The 25,611-nt window shown below is 56.6% G+C and carries 20 protein-coding genes; 13 read left to right on the top strand and 7 right to left on the bottom strand.

Annotated elements, in window-relative coordinates; translation table 11 throughout:
* The first annotated feature begins 104 nt into the window (after window positions 1-104).
* The 3 genes from ACWUI2_RS03905 (at window position 105) to ACWUI2_RS03895 (ending at window position 4,970) form a co-directional block, all read left to right on the top strand.
* A complete protein-coding gene (locus ACWUI2_RS03905; protein WP_486981555.1) occupies window positions 105-1,190 on the top strand; it encodes a ribonucleotide-diphosphate reductase subunit beta in 1,086 nt (361 codons plus the stop codon).
* Window positions 1,191-1,296: 106 nt separating this feature from the next.
* Window positions 1,297-1,689 carry a four helix bundle protein gene (locus ACWUI2_RS03900; protein WP_486981554.1) on the top strand — a complete coding sequence of 131 codons (393 nt, stop codon included), beginning with the start codon at window positions 1,297-1,299 and terminating at the stop codon, window positions 1,687-1,689.
* Window positions 1,690-1,742: 53 nt separating this feature from the next.
* Entirely contained in the window at window positions 1,743-4,970 is a 3,228-nt protein-coding gene (locus ACWUI2_RS03895) for a ribonucleoside-diphosphate reductase subunit alpha (protein WP_486981553.1), read from the top strand.
* 273 nt (window positions 4,971-5,243) lie between these two features.
* Here the strand turns inward: ACWUI2_RS03895 and ACWUI2_RS03890 are convergent, their stop codons facing one another.
* Entirely contained in the window at window positions 5,244-5,465 is a 222-nt protein-coding gene (locus ACWUI2_RS03890; protein WP_486981552.1) for a PIN domain-containing protein, read from the bottom strand.
* A gap of 729 nt (window positions 5,466-6,194) precedes the next feature.
* On the opposite strand from ACWUI2_RS03890, the gene ACWUI2_RS03885 reads away from it, so the two are divergent.
* The 6 genes from ACWUI2_RS03885 to ACWUI2_RS03860 all read left to right on the top strand — a co-directional run bounded on the left by ACWUI2_RS03885 (window position 6,195) and on the right by ACWUI2_RS03860 (window position 11,368).
* Complete coding sequence (locus tag ACWUI2_RS03885; protein WP_486981551.1) at window positions 6,195-6,503, top strand: hypothetical protein; 309 nt, start codon at window positions 6,195-6,197, stop codon at window positions 6,501-6,503.
* A 397-nt stretch (window positions 6,504-6,900) separates the two neighbouring features.
* Window positions 6,901-7,131: a helix-turn-helix transcriptional regulator gene (locus ACWUI2_RS03880; RefSeq protein WP_486981550.1), complete on the top strand. Its 231-nt coding sequence runs from the start codon at window positions 6,901-6,903 to the stop codon at window positions 7,129-7,131.
* Between the two features lie 19 nt (window positions 7,132-7,150).
* Complete coding sequence (locus ACWUI2_RS03875; RefSeq protein WP_486981549.1) at window positions 7,151-8,002, top strand: ImmA/IrrE family metallo-endopeptidase; 852 nt, start codon at window positions 7,151-7,153, stop codon at window positions 8,000-8,002.
* Window positions 7,981-8,373, top strand: coding sequence for a hypothetical protein (locus ACWUI2_RS03870; protein WP_486981548.1), 393 nt, complete (start codon window positions 7,981-7,983; stop codon window positions 8,371-8,373). The genes ACWUI2_RS03875 and ACWUI2_RS03870 overlap by 22 nt, the downstream gene beginning before the upstream one ends.
* Window positions 8,374-8,485: 112 nt before the next feature.
* Window positions 8,486-10,174 carry an AIPR family protein gene (locus ACWUI2_RS03865; RefSeq protein WP_486981547.1) on the top strand — a complete coding sequence of 563 codons (1,689 nt, stop codon included), beginning with the start codon at window positions 8,486-8,488 and terminating at the stop codon, window positions 10,172-10,174.
* Between the two features lie 204 nt (window positions 10,175-10,378).
* A complete protein-coding gene (locus ACWUI2_RS03860) occupies window positions 10,379-11,368 on the top strand; it encodes a transposase (RefSeq protein WP_486981546.1) in 990 nt (329 codons plus the stop codon).
* Here ACWUI2_RS03860 and ACWUI2_RS03855 read toward each other — a convergent pair.
* Window positions 11,358-12,251 (bottom strand): helix-turn-helix domain-containing protein, encoded by an 894-nt coding sequence (locus ACWUI2_RS03855; RefSeq protein WP_486981545.1) that lies wholly within the window; start codon window positions 12,249-12,251, stop codon window positions 11,358-11,360. The genes ACWUI2_RS03860 and ACWUI2_RS03855 overlap by 11 nt on opposite strands.
* 112 nt (window positions 12,252-12,363) lie before the next feature.
* Between ACWUI2_RS03855 and ACWUI2_RS03850 the strand changes: the two genes are divergently transcribed.
* Together ACWUI2_RS03850 and ACWUI2_RS03845 are read left to right on the top strand one after the other, a co-directional pair.
* The gene (locus ACWUI2_RS03850) at window positions 12,364-13,242 is read left to right on the top strand and encodes a phytanoyl-CoA dioxygenase family protein (RefSeq protein ID WP_486981544.1); all 879 of its coding nucleotides are present in this window, start codon (window positions 12,364-12,366) and stop codon (window positions 13,240-13,242) included.
* Window positions 13,243-13,531: 289 nt separating this feature from the next.
* Entirely contained in the window at window positions 13,532-13,969 is a 438-nt protein-coding gene (locus tag ACWUI2_RS03845) for a hypothetical protein (RefSeq protein ID WP_486981543.1), read from the top strand.
* A gap of 221 nt (window positions 13,970-14,190) precedes the next feature.
* Here the strand turns inward: ACWUI2_RS03845 and ACWUI2_RS03840 are convergent, their stop codons facing one another.
* The gene (locus ACWUI2_RS03840) at window positions 14,191-14,928 is read right to left on the bottom strand and encodes a PEP-CTERM sorting domain-containing protein (protein ID WP_486981542.1); all 738 of its coding nucleotides are present in this window, start codon (window positions 14,926-14,928) and stop codon (window positions 14,191-14,193) included.
* 1,052 nt (window positions 14,929-15,980) lie between these two features.
* On the opposite strand from ACWUI2_RS03840, the gene ACWUI2_RS03835 reads away from it, so the two are divergent.
* Entirely contained in the window at window positions 15,981-17,435 is a 1,455-nt protein-coding gene (locus tag ACWUI2_RS03835; protein ID WP_486981541.1) for a PhoH family protein, read from the top strand.
* Between the two features lie 833 nt (window positions 17,436-18,268).
* On the opposite strand, the gene ACWUI2_RS03830 is transcribed toward ACWUI2_RS03835, so the two are convergent.
* Both ACWUI2_RS03830 and ACWUI2_RS03825 read right to left on the bottom strand, forming a co-directional pair.
* Window positions 18,269-18,433 (bottom strand): hypothetical protein, encoded by a 165-nt coding sequence (locus ACWUI2_RS03830; protein WP_486981540.1) that lies wholly within the window; start codon window positions 18,431-18,433, stop codon window positions 18,269-18,271.
* 172 nt (window positions 18,434-18,605) lie between these two features.
* Window positions 18,606-18,986 carry a hypothetical protein gene (locus tag ACWUI2_RS03825; protein WP_486981539.1) on the bottom strand — a complete coding sequence of 127 codons (381 nt, stop codon included), beginning with the start codon at window positions 18,984-18,986 and terminating at the stop codon, window positions 18,606-18,608.
* A 271-nt stretch (window positions 18,987-19,257) separates the two neighbouring features.
* On the opposite strand from ACWUI2_RS03825, the gene ACWUI2_RS03820 reads away from it, so the two are divergent.
* Complete coding sequence (locus ACWUI2_RS03820; protein WP_486981538.1) at window positions 19,258-19,926, top strand: hypothetical protein; 669 nt, start codon at window positions 19,258-19,260, stop codon at window positions 19,924-19,926.
* Window positions 19,927-19,971: 45 nt separating this feature from the next.
* Here ACWUI2_RS03820 and ACWUI2_RS03815 read toward each other — a convergent pair whose 3' ends face one another.
* Both ACWUI2_RS03815 and ACWUI2_RS03810 read right to left on the bottom strand, forming a co-directional pair.
* The gene (locus tag ACWUI2_RS03815) at window positions 19,972-23,478 is read right to left on the bottom strand and encodes a discoidin domain-containing protein (protein ID WP_486981537.1); all 3,507 of its coding nucleotides are present in this window, start codon (window positions 23,476-23,478) and stop codon (window positions 19,972-19,974) included.
* Between the two features lie 6 nt (window positions 23,479-23,484).
* Window positions 23,485-25,194, bottom strand: a complete 1,710-nt coding sequence (locus ACWUI2_RS03810) for an FAD-dependent oxidoreductase (RefSeq protein ID WP_486981536.1) — start codon at window positions 25,192-25,194, stop codon at window positions 23,485-23,487.
* Window positions 25,195-25,611 lie beyond the last annotated feature (417 nt).

The following is a 25,611-nucleotide window of genomic DNA, read 5'->3' as shown; positions in this document are numbered from 1 at the left end:
CATTCTTTTTCAGTCCTCTGGAAGCACCGGCGCGTCCGGTCGGCCGGAGCCCGAAACCGCAGGCCAAACGTCGTCATTTTTCACAATTCTTGCAGCAGTCGCTCATGGAAAAAACTTACACAATCGGAAACAAAACCTTCGTCCTCGATCAAACGAAAGCGGAAGCCGCCTTCGCGGCGAAACGGATCATCAACGGCCGCGAAACGATGACCTTCAACCTCCTCCCCCTGAAATACCAGTGGGCCTACGAACTTTACCGCACCATGAAGGCCAACCATTGGGAACCGGAGGACATCCCAATGAACAAGGATATCGAACAGTGGCGCCACCCGAGCCTCCTGAGTGAGGTCGACCGCTGGATCATCATGATGGGGATCGGCTACTTCTCGGCCGCCGAAGGGATTGTCGGCGACAACATCATCCACGTCGTCCGCGAGGCCGTCACCGCCCCCGAACTGAAGCTCGTCCTCGGCCGCCACGCCCACGAGGAGAACATCCACGCCGACTCGCTTCTCTACATGATCAGCTCTCTCGGCATCAACCCCCACGAGTGCGAGGCGATCTTCGAGGACATTCCGACTGTGGTGAAAAAGAACGAGTTCGTCACCGGCATCTCCCGCAGCCTCCGCCGCGATCTCGACCTCACCAAAACCGAGAACAAACAGCTCCTGGCCAAAAACATCTTCATCTTCGGCCAATGCATGGAGGGGACCCAATTCTACGGACTCTTCGGGATGATTCTAGCCCTTTACCGGCAGAACAAATTCCCCGGCATCGGCCAGATGTTCCGCTACACCCTCCGCGACGAGTCCAACCACATCGAACTCTTCCGCAAACTCCTGATGGACTTGGTTGAAGAGAACCCCGATGTCTGGACTTCCGACTTCAAACAGGAGCTGACCGATCTCATGCGGCAGGCCGTCGAACTCGAGAAAGAATTTATTCGGGATTGCCTCCCGGTAAACGCCGTCGGCCTCAGCGCGGACGAGTTTTTGAAGTACATTGACTACATCGCGGACCGCCGTCTCGAAGGCGTCGGACTCGCCCCGCTCAACCCCGGGATTCGCAACCCGCTCCCCTGGTTGGCGGAAATGATGGATATCAAAAAAGAACAGAACTTCTTCGAAGGCCGCGTCACCGAGTATCAGAAAGCCAGCTCCCTCGAAACCGCCGACGACGACGAACTCTGATAGTAATTTTGGATTTTGGATTGCGGATTTTGGATTTGGCAGGCGCTTCGTGACGAGCGCCCTCCAAACGCCAGATTCCGGTCCTTATCCGGTTCACCCGAATCCGATGACCGAACAGGAATTGAAGGAGCGGACGAAGCAGTTCGCTCTGCGTGTGATTTCCCTTGTGGATGCACTCCCGAACACGGCCGTTGCCCGTGCGATTGGCAATCAATTGGTTCGATCCGGGACAGCTGTGGGAGCGAATTATCGATCCGCATGTCGCGGACGTTCCCGCGCCGACTTCGTGGCCCGACTCGGCATTGTTGAAGAGGAAGCGGATGAATCCGCCTATTGGATGGAGCTCATCACCGACGCGAAACTACTACCCGCACCGCGGGTGGAGTCGCTCTTGCAGGAGGCTGGAGAAATCACCGCGATCATCGCTTCATCAATAAAAACTTCCCGAAACCAGATCCTTAAAACCAACAAACTTTCCACGCGCCGCGCCCACGCTTAATTTTCCGCAATCCAAAATCCGCAATCCAAAATCCAAAATCCAAAATTTTTCCCATGTCTCCTATTTCATTAGAACAAGATAACGTCCTTAAATCCGTCGTCGCCCAACCGGCCGACCAAAAACCGGCCTATGCCTGGAAAGAGGTCCTCGACGGGGTCGTCCTCCCCGAGCTCGACCTGACCGTTGCCAACTCCCGCGGCGAACATCCGTTCGATCCCGCCAAGGTCGCCGAGAGCGTCGGTGCCGCCTTGGCCGACCTCGAAATCTCCCGTGCCACCGCCGACATCTTCACCGACGACAACCGCCGCTTCGTCGCCCGGATCACCGGCGAGGTCGCCCGCAACCTCCACGAACGTCGCGAAAACGGCCACGCCCCCAAGATTTCCTCCGGCGACCTCCACGTCCTCGTCGAACAAACCCTCGTCGATAACAACGCCTACGAGGTCGCCAAAAGTTTCCTCCTCGGGCGCTCCCTCCGGCTCAAAACCCCCTCCAACACCGTCAACGTCCGGGTCCTCCGCCGCAACAACCAGCTGGTTCCCTGGAATGAGGGCAAGGTCGAAATCGCCGTCCGCAAGGCGTTCCTTTCCCTCCAGAAAGACTCCTCCCCGGCCGCCGCCGTCGCCCGCGCCGTCAGCGAACGGGTCAAGAACGGCCAAGCCTTCGTCCACATCGAAGAGGTCCAGGACATCGTCCAGGAGGAACTGATGCGCGCCGGCCACTTCAAGGTCGCCGAACACTACATCCTCTACCGCGCCCAGCGCACCGCCCTCCGCGAACAAACCGCCGCCGAACCCCAGCCGCAACAGGACTCCATGGTCCTGGTTAAAAAGGCCGACGGCGAAGCTTATTTCTGGGACGGAGCCGACCTCAAGCAGCGTATCCGTTTCGCCATGATCGAACTCGATCTCTGCCTCGACGAAGAGGAGATCGAAACCGAACTCCGCCGCTCCCTCTTCGACGACATCAACGAAGCCGATCTCAAGAGCACCATCATTCTCAACGCCCGGACCTTGATCGAAAAGGATTCCGACTTCGCCAAGTTCGCCGGCCGCATTCTCCTCACTTACATTTACGAAGAAGTCCTCGGCTGGGACATCCTCCGCGACGGCATTGGCGGCATCAAGGAAGCCCACCAGCGCTACTTCGGACAATACCTCCGCCGCGGCATCGAGATCGGACGCATCGATCCCCGCCTGCTCGAATATGACATCGAGGCCCTCGCCTCCGCCCTCGATCCTTCGGCCGACCTCGGGTTCGACTACCTCGGCATCCAGACCCTCTACGACCGTTACCTGATCGTCGACAAAACCGGCAAAACCGACCGCCGCCTCGAAACGCCCCAGATCTTCTGGCTTCGCGTCGCCATGGGCCTCTTCATCGGCGAGGAAAAAGCGACCCGCGAAGCCCGGGTCGTTTCCCTCTACGAACTCTATCGCACCCGGCGCTTCTGCTCCTCCACGCCGACCCTCTTTAACGCCGGCACCCTCCACTCGCAACTCTCCTCCTGCTACCTCTACTACGTCGAGGACTCCATCGAGGGGATCATGCTCCGCGGCATCGCCGAAAACGCCTTCCTCTCCAAATGGGCCGGCGGCCTCGGCGGTTCCTGGACCGCTGTCCGCGGCACCGGTGGACACATCCGCGGCACCAACGGCGAGAGCCAGGGGGTCATTCCGTTCCTCAAACTCCACAACGACCAACTGGTCGCCGTCAACCAGGGCGGCAAACGCCGCGGCTCCGGCTGCGCGTATTTGGAAACCTGGCACAACGACCTCTACGACTTCCTCGAACTCCGCCGCAACACCGGGGACGACCGCCGTCGTTGCCATGACATGAACACCGCCAACTGGATCCCGGACTTGTTCATGAAACGGATGGAAGCCCGCGAGGACTGGACCTTCTTCCGCGCCAACGAAACCCCGGACCTTCACGATCTCTACGGCAAAGCCTTCGAGGAAAAATATCTCGAATACGAAAAGCTCGCCGCCGAAGGAAAAATCTACGGCAAAATCGAACCGGCCATCGACGTCTGGAAACGGATGCTCCAGATGCTCTTCGAAACCGGACATCCCTGGATCACCTTCAAGGATCCCTGCAACATCCGCAGCCCGCAGGACCACGCCGGCGTGATCCACAGCAGCAACCTCTGCACCGAGATCACCCTCAACACCGGCAAGGACGAAACCGCCGTCTGCAACCTCGGCTCGGTCATCCTCGACAACCACCTCGACGCCGACGGCAACATCGACCACGACAAACTCCGCGACACCATCCGGATCGCCGTCCGCGCCCTCGACAACGTCATCGACATCAACTTCTACCCGACCGAGGCCGCCCGCACCGCCAACTCCCGCCACCGCCCGATCGGCCTCGGCGTGATGGGCCTGCAAAACTGCCTCTACCAGCGCGGCATCTCCTTCGCCTCGCAAGACGCCGTCGAGTTCAACGACGAGATCATGGAAGCGGTCGCCTTCTTCGCCTACGAAGCCTCCAGCGACCTCGCCGCCGAACGCGGCGCCTACTCGACCTACAAGGGCTCGAAATGGGACCGCGGCCTCCTCCCGCAAGACACCCTCGACCTGCTCGAATCCGAACGCGGCGTCGAAGTCGAAGTCCCCCGCGGCGGCAAGATGGACTGGACTCCCGTCCGCGAAAAAATCGCCAAACAAGGGATGCGCAACAGCAACGTCCTGGCGATCGCTCCGACCGCCACCATCTCGAACATCACCGGGACTTCCCCCTGCATCGAGCCCGCCTACAAGAACCTCTTCGTGAAGAGCAACCTCTCCGGCGAGTTCATCATCCTCAACGCCCACCTGGTGCGCGACCTCAAGGCCCTCGGCCTCTGGGGCCCGGAGATGATCGACAACCTGAAATACTTCGACGGCGACCTGACCCACATCGAGAACATCCCGCAGGAAATCAAGGAACGTTATCTGACCGCCTTCGACATCGACCACGCCTGGTTCATCGACGCCGCCGCCCGCCGCCAGAAGTGGATCGACCAGGCCCAATCGGTCAACCTCTTCCTCGGCCGGCCCGACATGAAGACTCTCTCCCACATGTATCGCGCCGCCTGGCGGAAGGGTTTGAAGACCACCTATTACCTCCGCACCCTCGGCGCCTCCAACATCGAAAAAGCGACGGTCAGCGTGAAAAAGGAAGTCCGCCCCAGCCTCCTCGCCGACCAATCCAACCGCACCTACACCGAAGAAGAAAAGAAAGCCTGCTCCATAGAAGCCATGCGCAACGGCGAAGAGTGCGAAGCCTGCCAGTGAAAAAATAAAGGAGAACGGACATTCCTGTCCGTTTTTCCCTTCCAGCGGGGCCGGAAACGGCCCCGCTTCGTCTTTTTCAGAGACACCTACTTCTGCCGCGGCGGGTAGGCATTCGGTGCGGCATCTGGCCGGGCCTTCCGTTTGGGTCTGGAAACCACCTTATGACCGCTCTGCCACTGACGTTTCATGACGTCCCTGGACATCTTGTCAAAATCCCCGTCATAGGACTCAAGAATTGCCATTCGTTGCTTGCGGACTTCGGAAACAATCGGGTCAGGTTTCATCGTTCTCTCCTCCAAAAAGTTCATCGGGAGTGCAAATGGTCGGCAGCAAATGCCCTGCGTTTGTCACCGCGAAATTAATCCTACTCAAGATCTCGGCGTTCGCAATATGGGTGCAGTTCCAGGTGAGAAGAAAATCCATACCGTGCCGCGCGGCCACCGCGATATGCGCGGCATCCGTATGGGCTTTGTCGGGTATCAATCCGGTCTTCATGATCTCGCCGGCGAGGCGAAGAACCTCTTCATCCACCTCCAGTAACTCGGTCCCGTCCGAAAAGGGTTTGCGGCGACCGGACCGGCCTGGAAACACACCCCACCGCTCTAGCGAGCGGTCCCCCCCTCTCAAGAGGGGATCTTTTTGTAAGCCATTCCCCTCTTGAGAGGGGGGGGACCATGCGCGAGCATGGTGGGGTGTGTCCCCGCTGGTTTCAACCAAGCGAACGCCCGAAACCCTTTTCGGATACCCTCTAACTCGATTCCCTCGATTGCTTCGAGCCTTTTCCCTGCCGCTTCTGAGTCGCCGCCAGCGGCCTCATCGAGAACGTATTGAGAAAGAGGTGATAGTGTTCCCTTCTACGCTCCCACCACTGTCGCGTCACTTCCTGCTTTCCGGCGACGATCAGATTAACGGACGGCCGAGCCGTCAAGAAGCTGGGGATCGTGGTTTCGATATAAACTGACGGTTTTTCGGTCATCTCCGTTTTTAAAACACAAGCCGCAATGTTTGGCGACGATATCGCGATGGAAATTCCCCAAGGCAAGTAAAATTGGCCAATCTCCAAGCTAAAGTTGTCCTCCGCGGACTTAACATCGACATCGTCTGATCCAGGTTGAAGCCTGCAAAATTGCAGGTTTGCCTCTTATTTGGACCATGCAACCGATTCAATCCAGGAAGACGCGCAAGGCCAAAGCAAAGTCCGTCACACGAAGTGGCCCGCGCCTGATGCAGTGGCGTAAAGAGCATGGTATCAACCGCCTCACCTTCTCCCGCATCGCCAACTGTTCCGAACGCAAACTGGCAACCTACGAAAAAGCCACTCATTTTCCCCCGCCGGTCCAACGACAATTAACCGAGAGCCTTCGCCTCCTCGAAGCCCTTTCCGAAATCATCCCCGAGGGCGAACTTAAGACCTGGCTCGAAACCCCGAACTCAGGGTTCGACAACCAGCGCCCCCTCAATGTCATTGCCGAGGGCCAATCCGACCTGATCTGGGAAATGATTCACCAGACCCGGACCGGTGCGTATGGGTGAATCGTTACGCCCATCGAATCTCATTAACCCCAAAGGTTAACTTTCCTTCTTGATTCCCCCGAGAACGATGTAATTTCTTTTTGCAATCATCGACTTCAGAAAGAACTAACCACCGCCAAAGCTCTTCGACGCAAAGACGGAGAGCGGCGCGCGAAACTCATCGAAACACGCCTTACGCAACTTGAGGCCGCCGACACGCTGGAAATCGTTCGATACCTTCCGGGACCTCGCTGCCATGAGCTGAAAGGAAACCGCGCGGGGCAACTATCCGTCGATCTCGATCATCCCTATCGTTTAATTCTTGTTCCGGACCATCAACCGCCGCCTTCCAAACCGGATGGGGGACTTAACTGGTCAGCCGTCACGCGGATCACCATTCTCGAAATCGCCGACACCCATGAGTAAGCCATATCCATTCGACCCGGACTACGCTGTGCCTCCAGGCCGGACGCTCCAGGAGACAATCGACGCGTTGGGGATGACCCAAAAGGAGCTCGCTCTTCGAACGGGCCGGCCGTTGAAAACCATCAATGAGATCATCAAAGGGGTGGCTGCCATCACGGCGGAAACCGCCCTCCAACTGGAAAAGGTCACCGGCCGTTCCCGCTGGATTCTGGAACAACCTTGAAGCCAATTACCGGGAACGTTTGGCTCGCCTTCAGGAAAAGCAGCGTCTCGACGAACAAACCGGGTGGCTGAAGCAGTTCTCCTACGCGAAAATGGCGGCCATGGGATTGGTGGAGCCGACTCGCGACAAGGTCGAAAAAGTGGAGAATCTCCTCCGCTATTTTGGCGTCGCGAATTTCAAACAGTGGGAAATTACCTACAGCCGCCTTCAGGGGGCTGCTCGCGAACAGGACGGGCTGAGCAGTTCGCTCGGCGATCTCAGCGCCTGGTTGCGGGCCGGAGAGATCCTCGCGCAACGGGTGGATTGCCAGCCATACGATGCCGCCCGCTTTCAAGCAGCGTTAACGCGGATCCGCACCCTTACCTGCGACCCGCCTGCCAAAGACTGGCCGGAGGCGGTTCGCCTCTGCGCGGACGCCGGAGTCGCGGTCGTTCTTGTCCCGGAACTGCCCAGGACGCACGTTTACGGTTTCACCCGCTGGTTAACTCCCACGAAAGCCCTCCTCCCGTTGAGCCTCCGCTACAAAACGGACGACCTGCTCTGGTTCACCTTCTTCCATGAAGCGGCCCACATTTTAAAGCACGGCAAGACCGATGTTTTTTTCGAATTCCGAGGCGCCTCCGATCCGAAAGAGGAGGAAGCCAACCGCTGGTCAGCCGATTTCCTGATCCCGCCCCAGGATTGGCAAAAATTTCTCGCTGAGAATCCCGAACCTAACCGTCACGACATCATCCACTTCGCCCGCCAGAAAAGGATTGCCCCCAGCATTGCTTTAGGCCGTCTTCAACACAGGGAAAAACGGGTTCGCCCCCACTTCCACAACGACCTAAAACACCGCCTCGAAATCCGATGGAAAGGCCTCAAGCAATGACAAAGACTTTATTCCCTCGCACAAGTCTTCCCGCCGCCCGCCGGCAGAAGTGGATCGACCAGGCCCAGTCGGTCAACCTCTTCCTCGGCACCCCCGACATGAAGACCCTCTCCCACATGTATCGCGCGGCGTGGAGAAAAGGCCTGAAAACCACCTACTACCTCCGCACCCTCGAAGCCTCCAACATCGAGAAAGCCACCGTAGCCGCCAAAAAGAAATCCGCCCCGGCCTCCTCGGCGACCCACAAAAACGCACCTACACAGAAGAAGAAAAGAAAGCCTGCAGCATCGAAGCTATGCGCAACAGCGAAGAATGCGAAGCGTGCCAGTAGTTTAAAACAACCAATGCGGGGCCGGAAACGGCCCCATTAGTGGCAAAGCTTGACACTTCAGAGGAATTCGAAGTTCTTGACAATGCGGCTTTTCACGTCGCCTCAAACAAGAAGCTTCAGGAAACTATAACCGACGCGAACGAGAAAAGTCCATGAAGGTCAGAAACCTCAATCACAACGCTTTTTCCGAGAATGAACTTAAACCTTATGAGAATCGGGCACCCGACTTCTCTGGGAGGTTTATCAGATGGTTCTTAGAGAACATATATCGATTGGAAGAGATTGATGCCGATGACGCGTGCGTAGATGCCAAGCACGATAAGGGCGTAGACGCAATCTATGTTGATGATGTCACTGAGAGCGTTCACATAATCCAAGCCAAGACCAAAACTAAGGACAACGCTGAGTTCGGCGATACCGAGCTTAAGGAATTCTTCGGGACCCTCCAGCAATTTAATAGCAAAGAGAAGATCGACGCCATTTTTTCTGAAACGAAGAACGACAAGCTGAGGCAGACTGTTTTAAGAACAGGTCTTGCCGCAAAGGTGGACAGCGGGTATGACGTAATTGGTGTCTTCATAAGCAATGCACGGGCAAACGGCGATGCCAAGGCAGTTCTCGCAAAACTGCCGAAGATCGAACTCTATGATGCCGTTGCAATAGCCAATGATTACGTTGATTTAGATATCGCCGGTGGCATCAAGGATAGTTACTATTTCGATGTTTCTGACTCAGATGTCATCGAATATGACGCCGGCGGTGCGGCTGCCCGCCTATTCTTAGCCCCAGCCCTTAATCTTCTCAAGATGGACGGGATCGCGGATGGTCGTCTCTTCGAGCAGAACGTCCGGTTGGCCTTGGGTAACACTAAGGTCAACAAAGGATTAAGAGAAAGCATCAAGCAAAAGCGAGAGCACAAAAACTTTCCGCTCTACCACAACGGAATTAACGTATTATGCAGAAAAATTATTTCTGAAACCGAGGAAAGGATAGAAGTCGAGGACTTTGTAGTGGTGAACGGCGCACAAAGCCTCACGTCGTTGATGGCCGAAAAGTCGAAGATTACTGATGATCTGAAAATATTGGTTAAATTAATTGAGACGAAAGGTGACGCGGCTCTTTCCCAGAGGATAACCACAAACAGTAATAATCAGAACGCAATTAAGGCTCGCGATTTAAAATCCAACCACAACATTCAGCAACGCCTAAAGGCTGAGGTTAGCGCAGTCAGCAATGGCAGTGTTGCATATGAGATTAAGCAAGGGGAGGACAACAAAGGCAAGGTAGTTTTAACCAACGAGCAGGCTGGCCTGATCCTGCTCGCAATGGATCTTGAACAACCGTGGAGCTGTCACCAAAAATACAAGGTTATGGACGAACTCCACTCAGAGATCTTTGGTAGGCCTGATGTCACGGGCCCGAGAATTTTGGGCTACTGGGAGTGTTTTAAGTCGGTCCAGTCGGCAGTTGAAGCGATCGACGACAAGCATTTTGCTTACTACAACCTTACCAAATACTTTTTGGTCTACGCAGTTGTCAGTCTAATCCGAACTGATTCAGCTGGTGTAGCAATGTTGAATAACATGAAGGGAATTCTAACATCTGGAAAACAAGCAGAATTGGTCGAGCTCTTTGGAACCTTGGCCAAGTCGATCGCCTTAGATTTAAACGCAGAAATTGTTGGGGAGGGTGCTGAGAATTTTGACTACAAAAACGAGCTTAAGAGTCCGAATTGGTGCAAGAAAATTTCAGCACGGTTGGTTGCACAGTACTCCAAAGACGTCGTGCGAAAGAAGGCTGAACCCATTCGCACTCTTTGTTCGGGCCTTTCTCTCGCATAGTGAGACGTGTGGCAGCATGCGGCCGGCAACCTACAGATGAAGGCGACCCCGGCGTTCCGAGGACTTCGCCTCAGTTCATGAGAACATTTAAACTTTATGTTTGCCCCCTTGCCCTGGCCCGACGTTTTGACCCCTTCCGGCAACGCAAAAGACGTCAGGTCTTGACTCTTGACAAATTGAAGATTCTTCGGCTGATTTCTGGGCATGCCACGGCCATTGCGGATCGAATATGCGGGTGCTTGTTACCACGTTATCAATCGGGGGAACTACCGGCGCAATCTGTTTGAGGGCGGTGGGGCGGAGGCCTTTGAACGGGTTTTAGACGAATCCGCCAACAGATTCCGATGGCGGATTCATGCCTATGTGATCATGCGCAATCATTTTCACCTGGCCTTGGAACTGACCGAGCCGAACCTGAGCGAGGGGATGAAATGGCTGCAGGGGACCTGGATCCGTCGATACAATCGTTTTCGCCGATTGACGGGGCGTCCGTTCCAAGGCCGTTACAAGGCGCTGTTGGTGGAGCCGGGACATCCGTTGGCGCAGGTGTGCCACTATATTCATCTCAATCCGGTTCGGGCGAAAGTGGTGGAGTCGGACAAGGCAGCGGAGTATCCGTGGAGCAGTTTGCCAAAATTTCCGCAGCGGAAACGTCCGGAGTGGTTGGAGCCGTCCGTGCTGCTTTCCGGGGCCGGGAGTCTTCCCGACACCCGCGCCGGTTGGCGAAAATATGGGGAATACCTCGATTTCCTCGCGACCGATGAACAAAATCAAAAGGCGCTGACTGCCCGTCGGATGAGTCGGGGGTGGTGTTTGGGAAGCAAGGAGTTCAAGAAGGAGATGCGGAGAGAGGCGGCGGAGCGTGGCGCGGCCATTGATCGGGCGCGCTATGAGGGGTTGGAGCCGGAGACCATTCAAAAGGAGCGAGCCGTGGCGTGGGAAGAGGAACTTCGAGTGCTGGCCGAGATCGCAAAGATTGACTTGATGAAGTTACCGTCTGGAAAATCCGCTCCCGACAAAGCGTTGCTGGCTGCGGCGATGAAAAGAATCACCTCGGTCTCGAATAGTTGGCTGGCCGAGCGCCTTGCCATGGGGCGGCCCGCATCCGCCAGTCAGTTCGCTCGCCGCTTTGTGCTCACAAGCCAAGGTGAAAGGGCCGTGGGAAAACTGATTTTGTCAAGAGTCAAGACCTGACGTCTTCTGGAGCGGTTGGCGTCTTCTGGAGCTCCCCTCGGCGTCGGTATTCGGTCGGCGAAACGCCGGTCCTCTCCTTGAACTGTCGTGAAAAAAAGAATACATCCTCGTAACCGAGAACGACGGCGATCATCCCGATCGAGAGCGAGGATTCGGATAACAATTGCCTGGCCCGCTCGATCCGGGCCAGGACCTTCAATGCTTGCGGCGTGTGCCCTGTGACCTTCTTGAAGACGCGGCTGAAATGATCCGGGCTGTAGCCGGCCTCCCTGGCCAGCTCACGCACCGCAGGCGCCGTGGCCGGACTTTCGTAGATCCGGGCCACTTGCCGGAAGATCAGTTCCCGGTGATGCCGTGGCAGCCCCGCCGGTTCTCCGGCCGGACCGGGCGGGACGCCGCTCTCGAATTCTCTCAACAGAGCCTCCATCAGCAGTTCCGGCACCCCTTTCCGTCCGCTCGCCACCGCCTCCGCCCTCAGCAACCCGCGGCGGCGCAGTTCGATGATGCGGCTCGTCACCGCCTTAAAATAGCCGGCATCCTCCAACTCGCACAGCTCGCGCGGGATCGCCCTGGATCCAAGCAGAGGGCGTTCACCCCGGTCATAGAGCATGAAGTGAACGAAGTTTACCCCGAGCCGGTCATTTCCGTCCTGCACTGCCTCATAGCGTCCGCCGGGGCGCATCCAAAGGCAGATCCCCCGCCGCAGCTCCAATTCGCCGGCCTCCGTCCACATCCGGCCTTTCCCCGCCCAGACCAGCCAGAGGTCGAAATCGGTCAGGCTTCCCGACCACTCCGGCCCCAGTCGCCAGCCCGGTTCGCAGCGGACCCGTCCGCAGCGCCCCAGACGCAAGCCAACACCGCCCCAATCGATTCTCTGTTCCATATCGTATAAATACAAATTAATGTCGATTCAGTCGATGGCGGATACCCTGGACGCATGGTATTATCATGGGAGTGTTACATTTAACTCACCCCTTAAACCCGTTTCAATGCAAATGAGCCAGGTAGACACGCAACGACAGAAAGTGGAACGAGAATACGATCCGGGTGCCGAGATGCACGCGCTTGATCTTTACAACCATGACAGCATCGCGGAGAAAATCGACGGTCTGGGGAACGTCACCGACGAGCAAATTGAACTCTACAAAGAACAGGGTTACCTTGCGATTGAGGATGCCTTCACCCCGGACGAGGTGGAGGGAGCGATCGCCGGCCTGATTCACTTGATCATGGGCGGAAACCCGGACTTCGACGGAGTCACGTTTGAAGCCAGGGCTCGCGAGATTCTCCCGAGCCTCGGTCCGGAAGCCCGCCAGGACGCCGTCCGCAAGCTGATGCATTTCATCGATTACGACGACCGGCTGAAAGCGCTCTCTCATCATCCGAAACTGATCTCTCTCATCCAGCGGATAATGGGCGAAACGCCGGTGATGTTCCAGAATATGGCCCTGTTGAAACCGCCTCAGTTGGGCCGCGAGAAACCGTGGCACCAGGACCATGCCTATTTCAATTTCCCCCTCGACACCAGGGTGGTCGGGGTCTGGGTCGCCCTTGATGAAGCCACTCTGGAAAATGGCTGCATGCGGGTGCTGGCCGGACGGCACAAGGAGGGTCCGGTGATCCACTTCAAGCGACGGGACTGGCAGATTTGCGACACCGAGATGAAAGGGAAGGAAGGGATCGTAGCGGCTCCGCTGAAACCGGGCGGGCTTCTTCTGTTCGATGGTCTGCTCCCGCACGGCACGCCGCATAACAATTCCCCGTTGCGCCGCCGCGCCCTGCAGTTTCATTACCGCAATTCCGGCGCGCAAGAATGGTCGAAGGAGGAGCGTCTCGCCATTTTCGGCAGCGAAGGCAAAGACGTCGAATGCTGAGCAGGGATAAGGTTGTCTCAATTCGCGCAAGTGGTCAATTAGCGCACGGGGTCCCGTCGCGTGCTCCTTCCTGATTCTCAATCGCAGGCACGACAAGGAAGCTACGTCTCGAATGCCTTGGAGCCTGTTACCATGTGATCAGAAGCGTGCGAGGCCCACGGCTGGCGGCTTCATGCATCCAAGTGGGTGGGCGCCTATCAATGGAGCAGCTTGTGGTGGTTTCGGCGTCGCGAGCGTCCCGGCTTCATGGAACCTGAAATGGTGCTTATCGAGGCGGGGCAATTAAAGGATGACCGGGACGGATGGAAAGGATGACGAATACCTCGCCATGCTGGCCGAAGAAGATCCGAAGCGAAGAGAGGGCCGATTCTCAAACGTGAACCGGGGCTGGGCGATTGGGTCGAAGGATTTTCGGACGGCTTTGGTCAAAGACCTGAAATTGAAAGGGGCGGAGCTGGACCGCGCTGGACTTCTGGGCGAAGACCCGGGGCGCGGCAGCGTCGGCGGTAGGAGGGAGCCACTGCAGGCATTCGCGAAGGAGTGTCAAGGCCGATCTCGCCTTATTGCCACTTCGGAAGTCCGCTCCCGAAAGGTGGTGCTGGCGGCAAGGATGAAGCAAACCACAGCCGTTCGCAACGCCTGGCTCGCCCAGTGCCTCGACATGAAAGCCCCTGCAATCGTTAGTCAATTTGTCTGGCGTTACAATAAAAGGGGTAATTGTCAGTAGTCACGATATGACCCCCTCGACCGCCCTTGCCAGAAATGATGACCTGCTCTTGATAACCGAGACATTCGAGCGAGGTCCCTGCCAAACCGGCAGCCCAATGCGTTCTGTGAAAAGCGCGTTGGACTGCGGTTATCTGGCCGTGGCACAGGTCATCCGAGCAAGGGGAAATAACCCGGTTCGTATAACCTGTCTGGAAGCGCCATGCAGCGCAGGTTGCACCTTTACTTGAACCGGCGTCGGAGGAGGGCCAATCCGCCGAGGAGCCCGCTGAAAATCAAGGCGTAAGCGGACGGTTCGGGAATGACAGTGCCACTGATGAAAACATCGTCCATGGCGATCCAACCCCAACTTCCATCGAACGTGTCAATTAAATCGAGTGTATAACTTTCGGAAGCGCTGACATAAGAAGCGAGAGCTTGCTCGGAAAAGCCTAGCAACTCCCAAGCTTGGCCATTCATTGATCTGGAAGTGGCCATCACGTAGACGTCATCGCTTACGCGGCGCAGGGCAACACCCATGAAGCCTGCCCCTGAAGAAACGGCGGGTAGATTTTCGAAACTCGCGCCCGGGCTGATCGTATTACCCGTTCCTCCCGAAAGGGAGAAGGAGATGCCGCCGCTTCCATCAAGAAGAAACTCGGGGGATCGCAAAACCAAGGTCTGGTGAGCATGGTCGCGGGTGCGTTCACCCTCATCATTCGTCCCAAACGGCGTCGGCGCGATAATGCTATTGCCAGCAAGCGGCTCGAACGCCCACGGCTGGGTTGGGTCATAGGCGGCAAACTCGGTCGGCCCGTCGACGGTCGTCGAAGTCCGTACATTATACCAACCTTGCAGGTCGTTGTTGTCGAAATCGAAGTAGAGGCCACTTTCATTGCCGTGGGCGAGAGATGCCGTACCACCGACGATAAGGGACAGGCAGCCCGTCTTCAAATATGAGAGAATCGATTTTATTTCCATTCGTGTTAGTTGTGCAGGTTATTCTTGTGTTTATGTTGACTTAGACGCGTCATGCGTGAAGGACGATTTTCGTCCAGCGGAGATGTGTATGGGGATTCAAGCAACCCTTAGTCAATTCTCTTTAAAGATTTTTTAAATCTCTGATTTAAATGGGGTTTGCTTCCTGTCTTTATTAGGGGGAATTCCTTAGTTTGTCTGTGTTTCATGCCTTCCGTGGTTATGAGTATTTATTATCATTTGGCACTGCAAACCCACGCAGACTAATTTCAGCAAGGGGATGAAGTGGCTGAAGGGACTTGGGCGAATCGGTTTAGCCGTTGCCATGGTGAAAGCGGCCGCCCGTATGCTGGCCGAAGTGGATCCGAAGCGAAGAGAGGGCCGATTCTCCAACCTGAGCCGGGGTTGGGCGATTGGGTCGAAGGATTTTCGGACGGCTTTGGTCAAAGACCTGAAATTGAAAGGGGCGGAGCTGGACCGGGCTGGACTTCTGGGCGAAGACCATGGGGCGAGGCCGCGTCGGCGGGAGGAGCAGTGGGAGGGGTGGGAGGAGCGACTGCAGGCGTTCGCGACGGAGTTCAAGATTGATCTTGCCGCATTGCCACCTAGGAAGTCCGCGCCCAAAAAAGGTGGTGCTGGCGGCAAGGATAAAGCAAACCACAGCCGTTCCCAACCCTTGGCTCGCCCAGCGCCTCGACATGGGAGCCCCTGCAAGCGTCACAGTTAGTTTGTCCGGCGTTACAATGAGAGGTAATTGTCAGTAGTCATGACATGCTCCCCTCCGCCGCAATCGTTTTCGACGGTTGACGGGACGTCCGTTCCAGGGCCGTTGCCAAGTGCTGTTGGTGGAGTCGGGATTTCCGCTGGCGCATGTTTCACTGAATTCATCTGAATAAGGTTCGGGCGAATGTGGAGGGAGCCGCAGGAGGCCTCGGGGCAACCGGGCAAATCCTGCGACGGTGGGCCCCCCTGTCTTTTTCTAGGAAAATCGCCTCCACCCCGGAGTTCGTGCTTTACCTTCGGAGGCGGGGCCGCAAGTTTGGGTTTTTTCGCGAATGAAAGCCAAGCCTGGAAAGAGCCCCAAGACCTTCGTCCTCGATACCAATATCCTGCTGCACGACCCGGATTCCATCTATAAATTCGAGGAACATGACGTGGCCCTGCCCGTCGAAGTCCTGGAGGAACTGGACCGGTTCAAGAGCGATCCGTCGGAGAAAGGGCGCAACGCGCGCTACATTCATCGGCAACTGAAGCAGCTCTTCGCCGCCAAGGGCTCCTCAATGACCAAGGGGGCGGCGCTTCCGGGAGGTGGTCGTCTTTCCGTGGTGGTGAATCCGTATCTGACCAACCGTTCGGTCAAAAGCAAGGGCCTCGAACGGATGCTCTCGGTTTTCCCCGACCTCACGAAGATCGACAACCGCATTCTCCTTTGTCTGCTCTATCTCGAGGAAACCGTCCCGGGCCCGGCAGTCCTGGTCAGCAAGGACATCAATATGTTGCTCAAGGCCGGTTCCCTCGGATTGCGGGGGGAGGATTTCCTCAACGACAAGGTGACCGAAAAGCTCGACAACGAGGAGACGTTTTACGAGGAGATCCGGATTACGGTTCATGAGCTTCAACGCTTCGCTTCAGCGGGAGAGCTGAAGATCGGCAAATCCCTTCCAGAGGGACTCGGGATCAACGATTACGTTTTCCTTGCCACCGACGAGGAACGGCGGGAGCCGGCGCGTTATGTGGGGCACGGCCTGGTGCGGCGGTTGCGTTTGCCCGCCCATCTGACCTTTCCCGGGGCGGTTCCGGTCAAGCCGCGAAACACGGAGCAGCGGTTTCTCGTCGACGCGTTGCTCGATCCGGAGATCCAGTTGGTCACCTGCTACGGTAAGGCCGGCACCGGCAAAACAATCGTCACCACCGCGAGCGCCCTCCATATGATCGGGGAGGGACATTACGATGGAGCCAGTATCAGTCGTCCGATCTTTTCTCTGGGAAAGGAACTCGGATTTCTTCCGGGGGACATCGAGGCGAAAATGACGCCGTGGCTGCAACCATACCATGACGCGTTGAACGTGATTTTCCCTCCGGTTTCAGGAGGGAGTTATGGTCAGGAACGAACGCGCAAGCCGAAGCAAAGCAAAAAGAAGCAGCTGGCGGCGGCGGTATCAGGCCCGCCGGTCAAGCCGTATGTGAAACTGATCGAAGCCGGCCTCCTGGAGATCGAGGCGTTGTCGTTTATCCGCGGCCGGTCGATCCCGCGCCGGTTTTTCATCCTCGACGAAGCCCAGCAATTGACCCCTCACGAAGTGAAAACAGTGGTCAGCCGGATGAGCGAAGGATCGAAGTTGATCCTGATCGGCGATCCGAGTCAGATCGATAATCCCTACGTCGATTCCCAGTCCAACGGATTGGTCTACGCCCGCAACCGGCTACGCGATACGTCGATTTCGGCGCACGTGAAACTGACCAAGGGGGAGCGGAGCCAACTGGCGGAGTTGGCGGTGACGTTGATGTGAGCTTCACTGCAGCAACAATCCTGGCTGCGCCCGGGGAACAACATAGAATGAAACTTGGATTTGAGGCGAAGCCTCTTTGGAGTGCTCCGCGTCCCCGCGGAGCTTTCGAGCGTGCGGAAGACCTCCATCAGTCGAATGGCTGCCGGGCGTGCGGCTATCACTGACCGTTCGAAAAGCGGTGCGGGGACGCACCGCACTCCAAAGCGCTTCGCGCGAAAACCTGATCGCCCTGCAACCCGCATGAACAGTGAAGTTTCGTAAGAGGTTAGCCATATTTCTTGTTCTGATGGTTACCCAAGCCCGGGAGCATTCGCCGATGCGAATCGCTGCCTTTCACACGACCCGATGACCGAGAACCCTCAATCACCAAGTCTCAACGAGGTCGAGGGCCTCCGATGTCGCCGGTAACCTCTCCGCTGCCGCTTGGATTGAGGCAACTGGAAAGGAGATCCCGGCTCGATGACTCGCGATGTGGAAACCTCCGCTCTGAACCCCGTCTGCCACTTGCAACAAAGCGCTCCGAGAGTTAGTATCGACTATAAGGTTCCAAAAATCCAAAGAGCCAGGCAAACCGCGGAAAATCCTGGCCGTCGGCGGGGCGGTGGCGGTTTCTCTGGCGACGCTCTTGGTGGGATTGAGCGCGGTGGTTCTTTCCCTTCGTAAGGTTCGGCTTTCTCTCGACTTGGACGTAAACCAAGCCGAGGATCAAAATTGCATTTCCGGCAAGGATCCGCTGTCTCGGTCCTCGGAAAAACAGCGCCTTCTGGAGAAAAGCCATTGATAATTCCGCGTGCTTGCGGATAAGAACGGGCTTGCCGCTTGTTTCGAGAGGGTCAAGGAAGCACGTTGAGATTCTTCGCTGCATCGGCCAAACGTGCGTCCCACAGTTTCAGTTCTCCGCGCAGGAGCGCCGCCAGCACCTTCTCGGCCCGCGATGAACTTTCGTCGGAGAGCACCCACGCCCCGCAAAAGGAGGCGTCCGCGACGATTCGCTTCAACGTCGGCCCTCGCTTGATTGGCAATTTAGGCGACTCAGGGCATTTGCGCGCCAACCGTCGCAGATTTCTAAATTGGGTAAGAATCTCCTCGGGCGTCTCCTTCGGTCTTTTGTCTCCCAATTGCCCAGTCTCGAGCCTGATCGTGAACTCCTTGGCTAGGATGCGTGATCATTCAACCTCGGCCGGGTCGCCTGATCCGTCTCGGGTGTTGTCGTTCCTCTTCCTGTTGTTCGGTCTCTGGTGGTGGATCCTCCCGCGGCAGCAGACGGGGTATTATAAAAGCGAATACCAATGCGGCGAAGACTAATCCCAGTGCGATGCGGAACCGCACTTTTGCCGACGCGATGAGTTTGGGTTCGAGTTTCGCCAGGAAACCGAGAAGCAGCAGGGAAACAATCCACGCCACCAGCCAGGGGACAGAGAAATATTCCAGGAGACTGCGCAAGGCGCGGGGGGCGGAAAGTCCGATCACTGCCAGAAAGAACACGAGAGCAAACGTCACGCTCCGCCCCCGCACCGCTCGCCACAGCCATCTCACATCGAATAGGTTCACCAGGGAAGTGAAGCACGAACGACGGGAAAGATAAACCCTCCCACGGCATCATTTGCCCTCCTCATTGCAGAAGCGGGTGAAATGTTGGGGGTCAGTCCTGTTACCTCATTGATTTCCACGGCGGCGGTCTTAGATTTGCCCCTCACAGACCATGAAAAACCAAGACTCAGCCACTTCCTCGCCCTCGGTTACCACTGCGACACAATCCCGGTGGACGCTCTTCCTGCAGTCGGAAATTCCGATCACCGTTTACGCCGCCATTGCGATCACGATGGTCGGGCTTTGGATATTTCAGGAGCTTCACCCGGACGTCACCTTGGGAATGTTCACCGAGTTAGCGGGGGCGGCGTTCACCCTGTTCATTATTGATACCTTGCTTGTCCGATCCAAAACAAAGCGTTGGAAAATCGTGCGGGGGCAAATTGACTACCTGATCGGGCGGAACGTCAACCGGCTGCGCGATGGGATTGCCGTCCGGGTCTTCGGCTTTCAACCGAATCTGTCCGAGACCGACTCGGAAAGGGTCCAGTTTCAGGCCGTGTCTGAACAACGGGCATCCCTCTTCGGTGAACTCGAGAGGCTCACCCCAGAGAAACTCACCTCGAGACTTGTCGACGGCACGTTATTCACGGAAGAGAGCTATGCCTATTTCGACGAGAAAGCCGGGGACCTTTGGGAGATCCTGAACATGAAATATTCGGAGTATCTGGAGCCTGAATTGGTCTCGGCTCTCATGCAGTTGCACACGCACATCAAAAACGTGTGCGGGCATATTCGTCAGTACGGCAAAGCCGAACGCTTCCCTCAGGATGCCCGCTATTATCGCCGGATCGGGCGGATGGGCGCGAGTGCCAGTTTCCGCGAAATCGTCCGTTTGGTCAATTTACTCAAACAGCTCGGCTACTCCCAGGCCGCCAGTCTCGCGGACTGTCCGGATTGACCCGATGCCGGTTGTTGCCAATCGGGAGGGCTTGGTGATCTCGGTTTAGGGAGATGCTTCGTTGTTGGTGGCGCTGTCGAGCCATAACGTCAGAGAAACATCGTGTCCTTCTCGGGTGTTGATCACAACGTAGTCATTATCGTTGATCTCGTTCTCATGACGGCGCTCGCGAACCAGCACTAAAGAAACTTCGCCTCCGACGCGTTCTCGTATCCAATCGGTAATGTCGGACGTGGTTTCTCCCGGATCTTTGGGCAGCGAGATCACGCCGAGCGGTTGCGAACCAGCGCCGGTGATCACGGAATCGCCACGACCCATGTTCGGAGCTGAAGCTCCGGTCAAGGTGTCACCATTCCACTCGTTTTCGTCGATCCCATATAAATGAATGGTGAAGCGTTCGCCCGCCTGAAGTCTGTCGTTACCCTCGATATCGGTCGCCCAGTTTCCATGAACGTTGAATACGGCCGAGCGCACCTCTTCCGCGGAAACATCCGTCAGGTCAAACTTCAGATAGATCGCCCGATTGAGGTCCAGTTTCGCGGTGTTTTGCCGGACGATCATCTCCGACGGCGATCCGAGCGGAGTTTGGGCGTATGTTCCGAGGCCTACCATGGCCCGATCGCCGGGCTCCACCCGAAGCGGTTCCAATTCTCTTCCGCGCTGTAAAGTGACCAGCCACACACTTGAGCGCGGGTGGGTCAGAGTCACCCTGCCGGACTCCTCCAGAATCCCCTGGTAGACAACATCGCCAAAAAACTCGGGGCTCACCTCGCGCACCGTCACGAGCCCGCCCTTGACTTCCGGCAGACGACTGAAATCGAGCGTCGTCTCGTAATCGACCCGATCGCTGGTTTGAGGAATCCAGATCGCGAACCGGTCCCGTTCGGCGTCGTAAGCCGTGTAGGCTTTGTAGTCAGGATCGTGCGGAACCTGTGCCTCTGTTCGATACAATGGACGGCTTCCCTTGAACCCTTCCGCGAAAAGTCGGGTGACTTCCGCCGATTTCATTGGGCCTCCCACATCGCCGTTGGTTGCCGTATCAGACAGATAAATACGTCGAACCGTGATCGGCCCGGGGCTTTCCGAGTAGAAACGGATCTTGCGAGTTCGAATCGTTTCCTCGAGCGGTCGTTCGCGGATCACGGTTGGAATGTTGCTGAGTTTTATATGGCTGTTGTGCGTCTCCATCGGACGGGAAGCGTCGACACTACCGTTGCGCACTTCGCCGCCCGGAAAAGTCTTCCAGGCCTCATTTCTCTCATCCCAATATTGCAATGCCGCGTGGGTGAGCCCTTCGTCACGGGAGCCGAGATTCATCAAGAACCAGCGTATATCTTGAGGCTCCTCCAAGTCCCAGATTACCTCGTGGGGCCCCTGGGCGTCCGCTGCGGTTTTCCAGGCGAAATGGGAGCTGGTGGCGTTGAGCAATACATTTGCCAGCGGATGCCCGGGAGCTTCAGAGCTGACGGAATACGGCCTTCCATAGAGGATGTTTCGAGCCGGATCCTGGGGGCCGCGAAACATCAGGTGCATATGATTGCCGCCGAAATTCATCGGCCGGGCAATGCGGAATTGGAACATCCCGTAAATCCCATCCATCATGCTCTCGCTCCAGACTCTAGCCATCGAACGAAAAACATGAGGGGCATCACTGGTGAAACTCTGGTTTCTCCATACCGACCCCGGCATGTAGTTAAATTCTGTGTACGCAATGGGAAGAACCACTCCCGATGGATTGTGCTCGCGCATGACGTTTCGCGCCGACTCGTTGGCCCCGGTGAACGACGAGGCATGGCCGGAATAACTTTGCATCACGAACAGATCGACGATGTCTGAGTCGACCGTTTCCCCCCGGTAGTTGGTCCGGTTCGCTTGCATCGTAGCCAGGGAGATATCCGCGGTTGGGCTCGAGGCCAGGGTCGGACCGCCCCAGAGCGGTTTCAGGGATTTGCCGTAGAGTTCGTTCACGTCCGCCACCGCCGCCCGCATCGCGTCGGCATAAATGGAGTTCATAAACACAAACCGTTCCACGGCGGCAGCCCGTTCCGCCGCCGACCCGCTGTAGCGGCCGAGTTGATGATCGGGCTCGTTTGGTCCCTGGAAATTCCAGACATCGAATTTGGACGCCAGGTAAAACGACTGCGCGTAAAACATCTGCCAAAGCACCCAGGCTCGTTGCCATTTGTCCTCCTCATTCTCAAATGGCTCCGCCCAATCGCTGTCGTTGAGTTCCGCCATCATTTCGATGCCGAGTTCACGGAGGCGCGTGAGGGCATAGTGAGTGGTGTAACGAAGGCCCACGTTATAAAGCAGTTCGTTGCGATCCGCTACTCCCTGCCAGTCGATGCCGGTCTCATGGGAGCGTCGCGCTAGCATCAGGCGGCGGAGTTCGTTCTTCCTTTCATCCAATGCATCCGGGTCAGTCACCTCATCGTCTACGGTGACATTTTCCTCCCCGACATGCCGGCCCGGAGTCAACCAGTAGCGGACGGCGTTCACGTTTGAATACCGGTACCAAGAGGCGAGATTGTCGCCTTGCGTCAGATTCATCGCGCTGTAACCGACAAATGGCATGGTGTTTCCGATCTCCTCGTCATACACCGTGATTACCGCTTCGGAAGGTTCCTCATAAACCGTGACCGTGTAGGCGCTCTCCGAGCCATCTTCCGCGACTACGGTATAAGTGATCGACTCGCGAAAATCGTTTTGGGTGACACCGCTTTCCTGGGGAACTCCGTCGATATGGACCTGCTCGCCATTGCTTTCAAAGACCGGTGTGAGCGAGGTCAAGTCGGTTCCCCGCGGTACAACGAGTGAAATCCGCTTTTCGTATTCTTCGATAAACCGGTACTTTCCATTCCCCGCCGGGACGGCTTCCCGGCGCGGCCAGGTGGCTCGGACGATCTCGCCGCTGACATCGGCCTCGCGCAGGGAGAAGGCGGTAATTTCGCTGTCGCTCGACAATGAGTCGGTAGCGGCCGGTCTGGCTCTGCTTCGCGTTCTCTCAGATGGTTGTCCCGGAGGGCCAAACGCGGCAATCTGGGCGATCATCGGCAAATCAAGTCCGTCGTTGCTGGTTATCCAAAGGCGAATATATCGCGCCGGAATGGTGTCAAAATCGATGGCAATTCCGGTGCCGACGGTGGCTCCCTGATCGACTTTCGCCCACAAGTCACGATCGGAGGAGACAAACAGACCGTATCCGGTCATCCGATACCCGCCTCCCCGCATCCGTTCAACCAGGTGAATACGGTTCAGTTGATAGATCCCCTGCAGATCGACCTCGACGTAGTACGGCATCGGATCGGAACTGGCAGCGCGCCAACCGGTGTCGGGATCTCCGTCGGTAATATGGGAGGCGGGGGTTCGCCAGAATCCGGTGGAGGTCACCCGGACCGGTTTATTGAGCGCAAGGTCTTGCGCATCGCTCTTTTCCGCAGGTTCTCCAGCTTCGATGGACTGAACGGCACATCCGGAAAGGGAGGCGGCCGCCGCGAGTAAGATGAGAATCAGGTGAAACCGAAATGTCTTGGATTTGAGAATATTTTTCATGGATACTTATTGCTCTGGGTTGTCCTGTTTCTGGGCTTCCTCCCAGGTTAGGCGTTGGCCGCGTTCGCGAAGCACGCGCAAATATCGGTCGAGGTCGATATCTTGGACGGCGACATTCTCTTCGACGGCCTGGATCGCGGCGATTCCGGCGGATTCACCTGCGATCATAAAGGTGGGCTCCATCCGTGCGGAGGCATATCCGAGGTGGGAAGAGGAAAACAACACCGGAACCAGGAGATTGGTGCATTCGTGACGTTGAGGAGTGATCGCCCGGTAGGGAATGGGGTAGGGAACATTGGTTGGACCGCTCACACCGCCCACGAACATATTTCCTTCGACGGCGACAAAGTACTTTCCATCTTTTTCCCCCCAGACACGCCGGGAAGGGTAAGTGTCGATGCCATATTGAGCAAGGGCGATCGGATCATCCACCTGCGTTTGATTATACACATCGCGTGCCGTAATGACGTATCGGCCGACCATCCGCCGGCTCACCCGGATATACAGCTGGTGAGGCCATCCCTCCGTATCAGGAAAATGGTAACGATCCAGTCCCAATTCGGAGGTTGTTTGTCGAAAAGCTTCTGGAACCCGTTCATCAGTGGTGAGGAAATGGTAGAGACCCCGAACATAATCCTGGTAGCTTTTCCACACCCGCGATTTGGTCGCATAGTCACCTCCGGCGTAGAGATGACTGACGTTCAACGGAGCCATGGTGATGAGCGATTTCCTCTGATAATTGTAATCTGCCCGGTTCATCCATCCGGGAAAGATCCAGCTCAATCTTTCGAGCATTTCCTCCTCGTCCTTGGAATCCTCTTTGATGAATTCCACGTATCGCCCGACGAGTTCAAAATCAAGTGGATCATAATCATCCGGGGGCGCAATGGGAACTCGCCTTTCGGGATCCGAGGTCACGTAATACCTGAAATTGTAGGCTTGGGTGTAGTGATCGCCGGCACCCTCGGGCTTATGATGATCGTCAATCACCATGGGCAACAATCCGCTCTTTGGATTGCCCGGTTCGACGAACGGATCGATAGGTGTCACATTGACCGGAGGACGAACACCGGCCATTTCCTCTCCATATTCCAGAACGGATTCACGTCCGATCTCATTCGAGACATCGGCGTTCGCCAAGAGATCACCCTCATAGCTGGCATCGATGAAGATCGACGCGGCAACACAAAGACTTTCGGGGTTTTTCGCTTGGGGAAGGGGGTAGCCGTGTTCATGGAAAGGCGCGTAGTCAAAAACGGCTTTAACAATCCGAGTGCGCTCCTTTTCGACCCGGCTCACCCGGTGATCATAAATGACTTGAATCTCGTTCTCCTCCAAGAGGTGAAGAAAATCTTCGCGGACATGCTTCGGACTCATGTTTCGCTTCATCAGATCCCTGACCAGGGCAAGGGTTACCGGCGTCTCATCTGTTCTGACTCCCAGCTTTAGCATGAGCGCCCGCGTCATCCCCCCTACGGCGGCGTAATTCGGCATATCCTGGGTTGGCTTGAGGCCCGCACCCAGAACGCCTCCAACCCATTTTCCGGGTTCGATAATTACAACGGATCGACCGGCTTCCTTCACCGTAACGGCGGCCATGATCCCTGAGGGGGTCGCACCGTAGATCAGGACATCGACGTCGAGCTCGCCATGTTCGGCTACCGACGCCCGTCCGGCCACCCCCGGTCCGTTGGGCTTGAATTCTGAATTCGTCATTGGTTCTATCTTTTAAAAAGTCTCTCCATTGGTCCCGGTTTTCGCTGGTATCCGATTTCATAAAGCTTTCAGCTTTAGTGGGATTATTGGTCACTGTATTCAACGGGCCCAGCCGTGGTGGACTCAATCCCGGAACCATTCGTATTGTTGAAGGATTTTTGATCCGTTCAATCCGCGTAACATCATCCATCACGGATGGGCAACGCAAAAGACGTCAGGTCCTGGTTCTTGCCAGATCCAAGATTCCTCGGCTGGTTTCCGGGGATGCCCCGACGTCTTTTGGGGGGAGGCGAGGCCTCTTGGGGGGCACGGGGCAATGGAGAAGGCTGATGGGGGCGAGAATTCCGATGATCGCGGTGGCCGTGGAAGCCCGATGAGCGTGTGTTTCGGCGGGAAGTGGAGTTGCTTTTCAGATTC

This window comes from Verruconatronum alginivorum (assembly GCF_056590205.1).
This window is presented reverse-complemented; position numbering and strand designations above follow the sequence as displayed.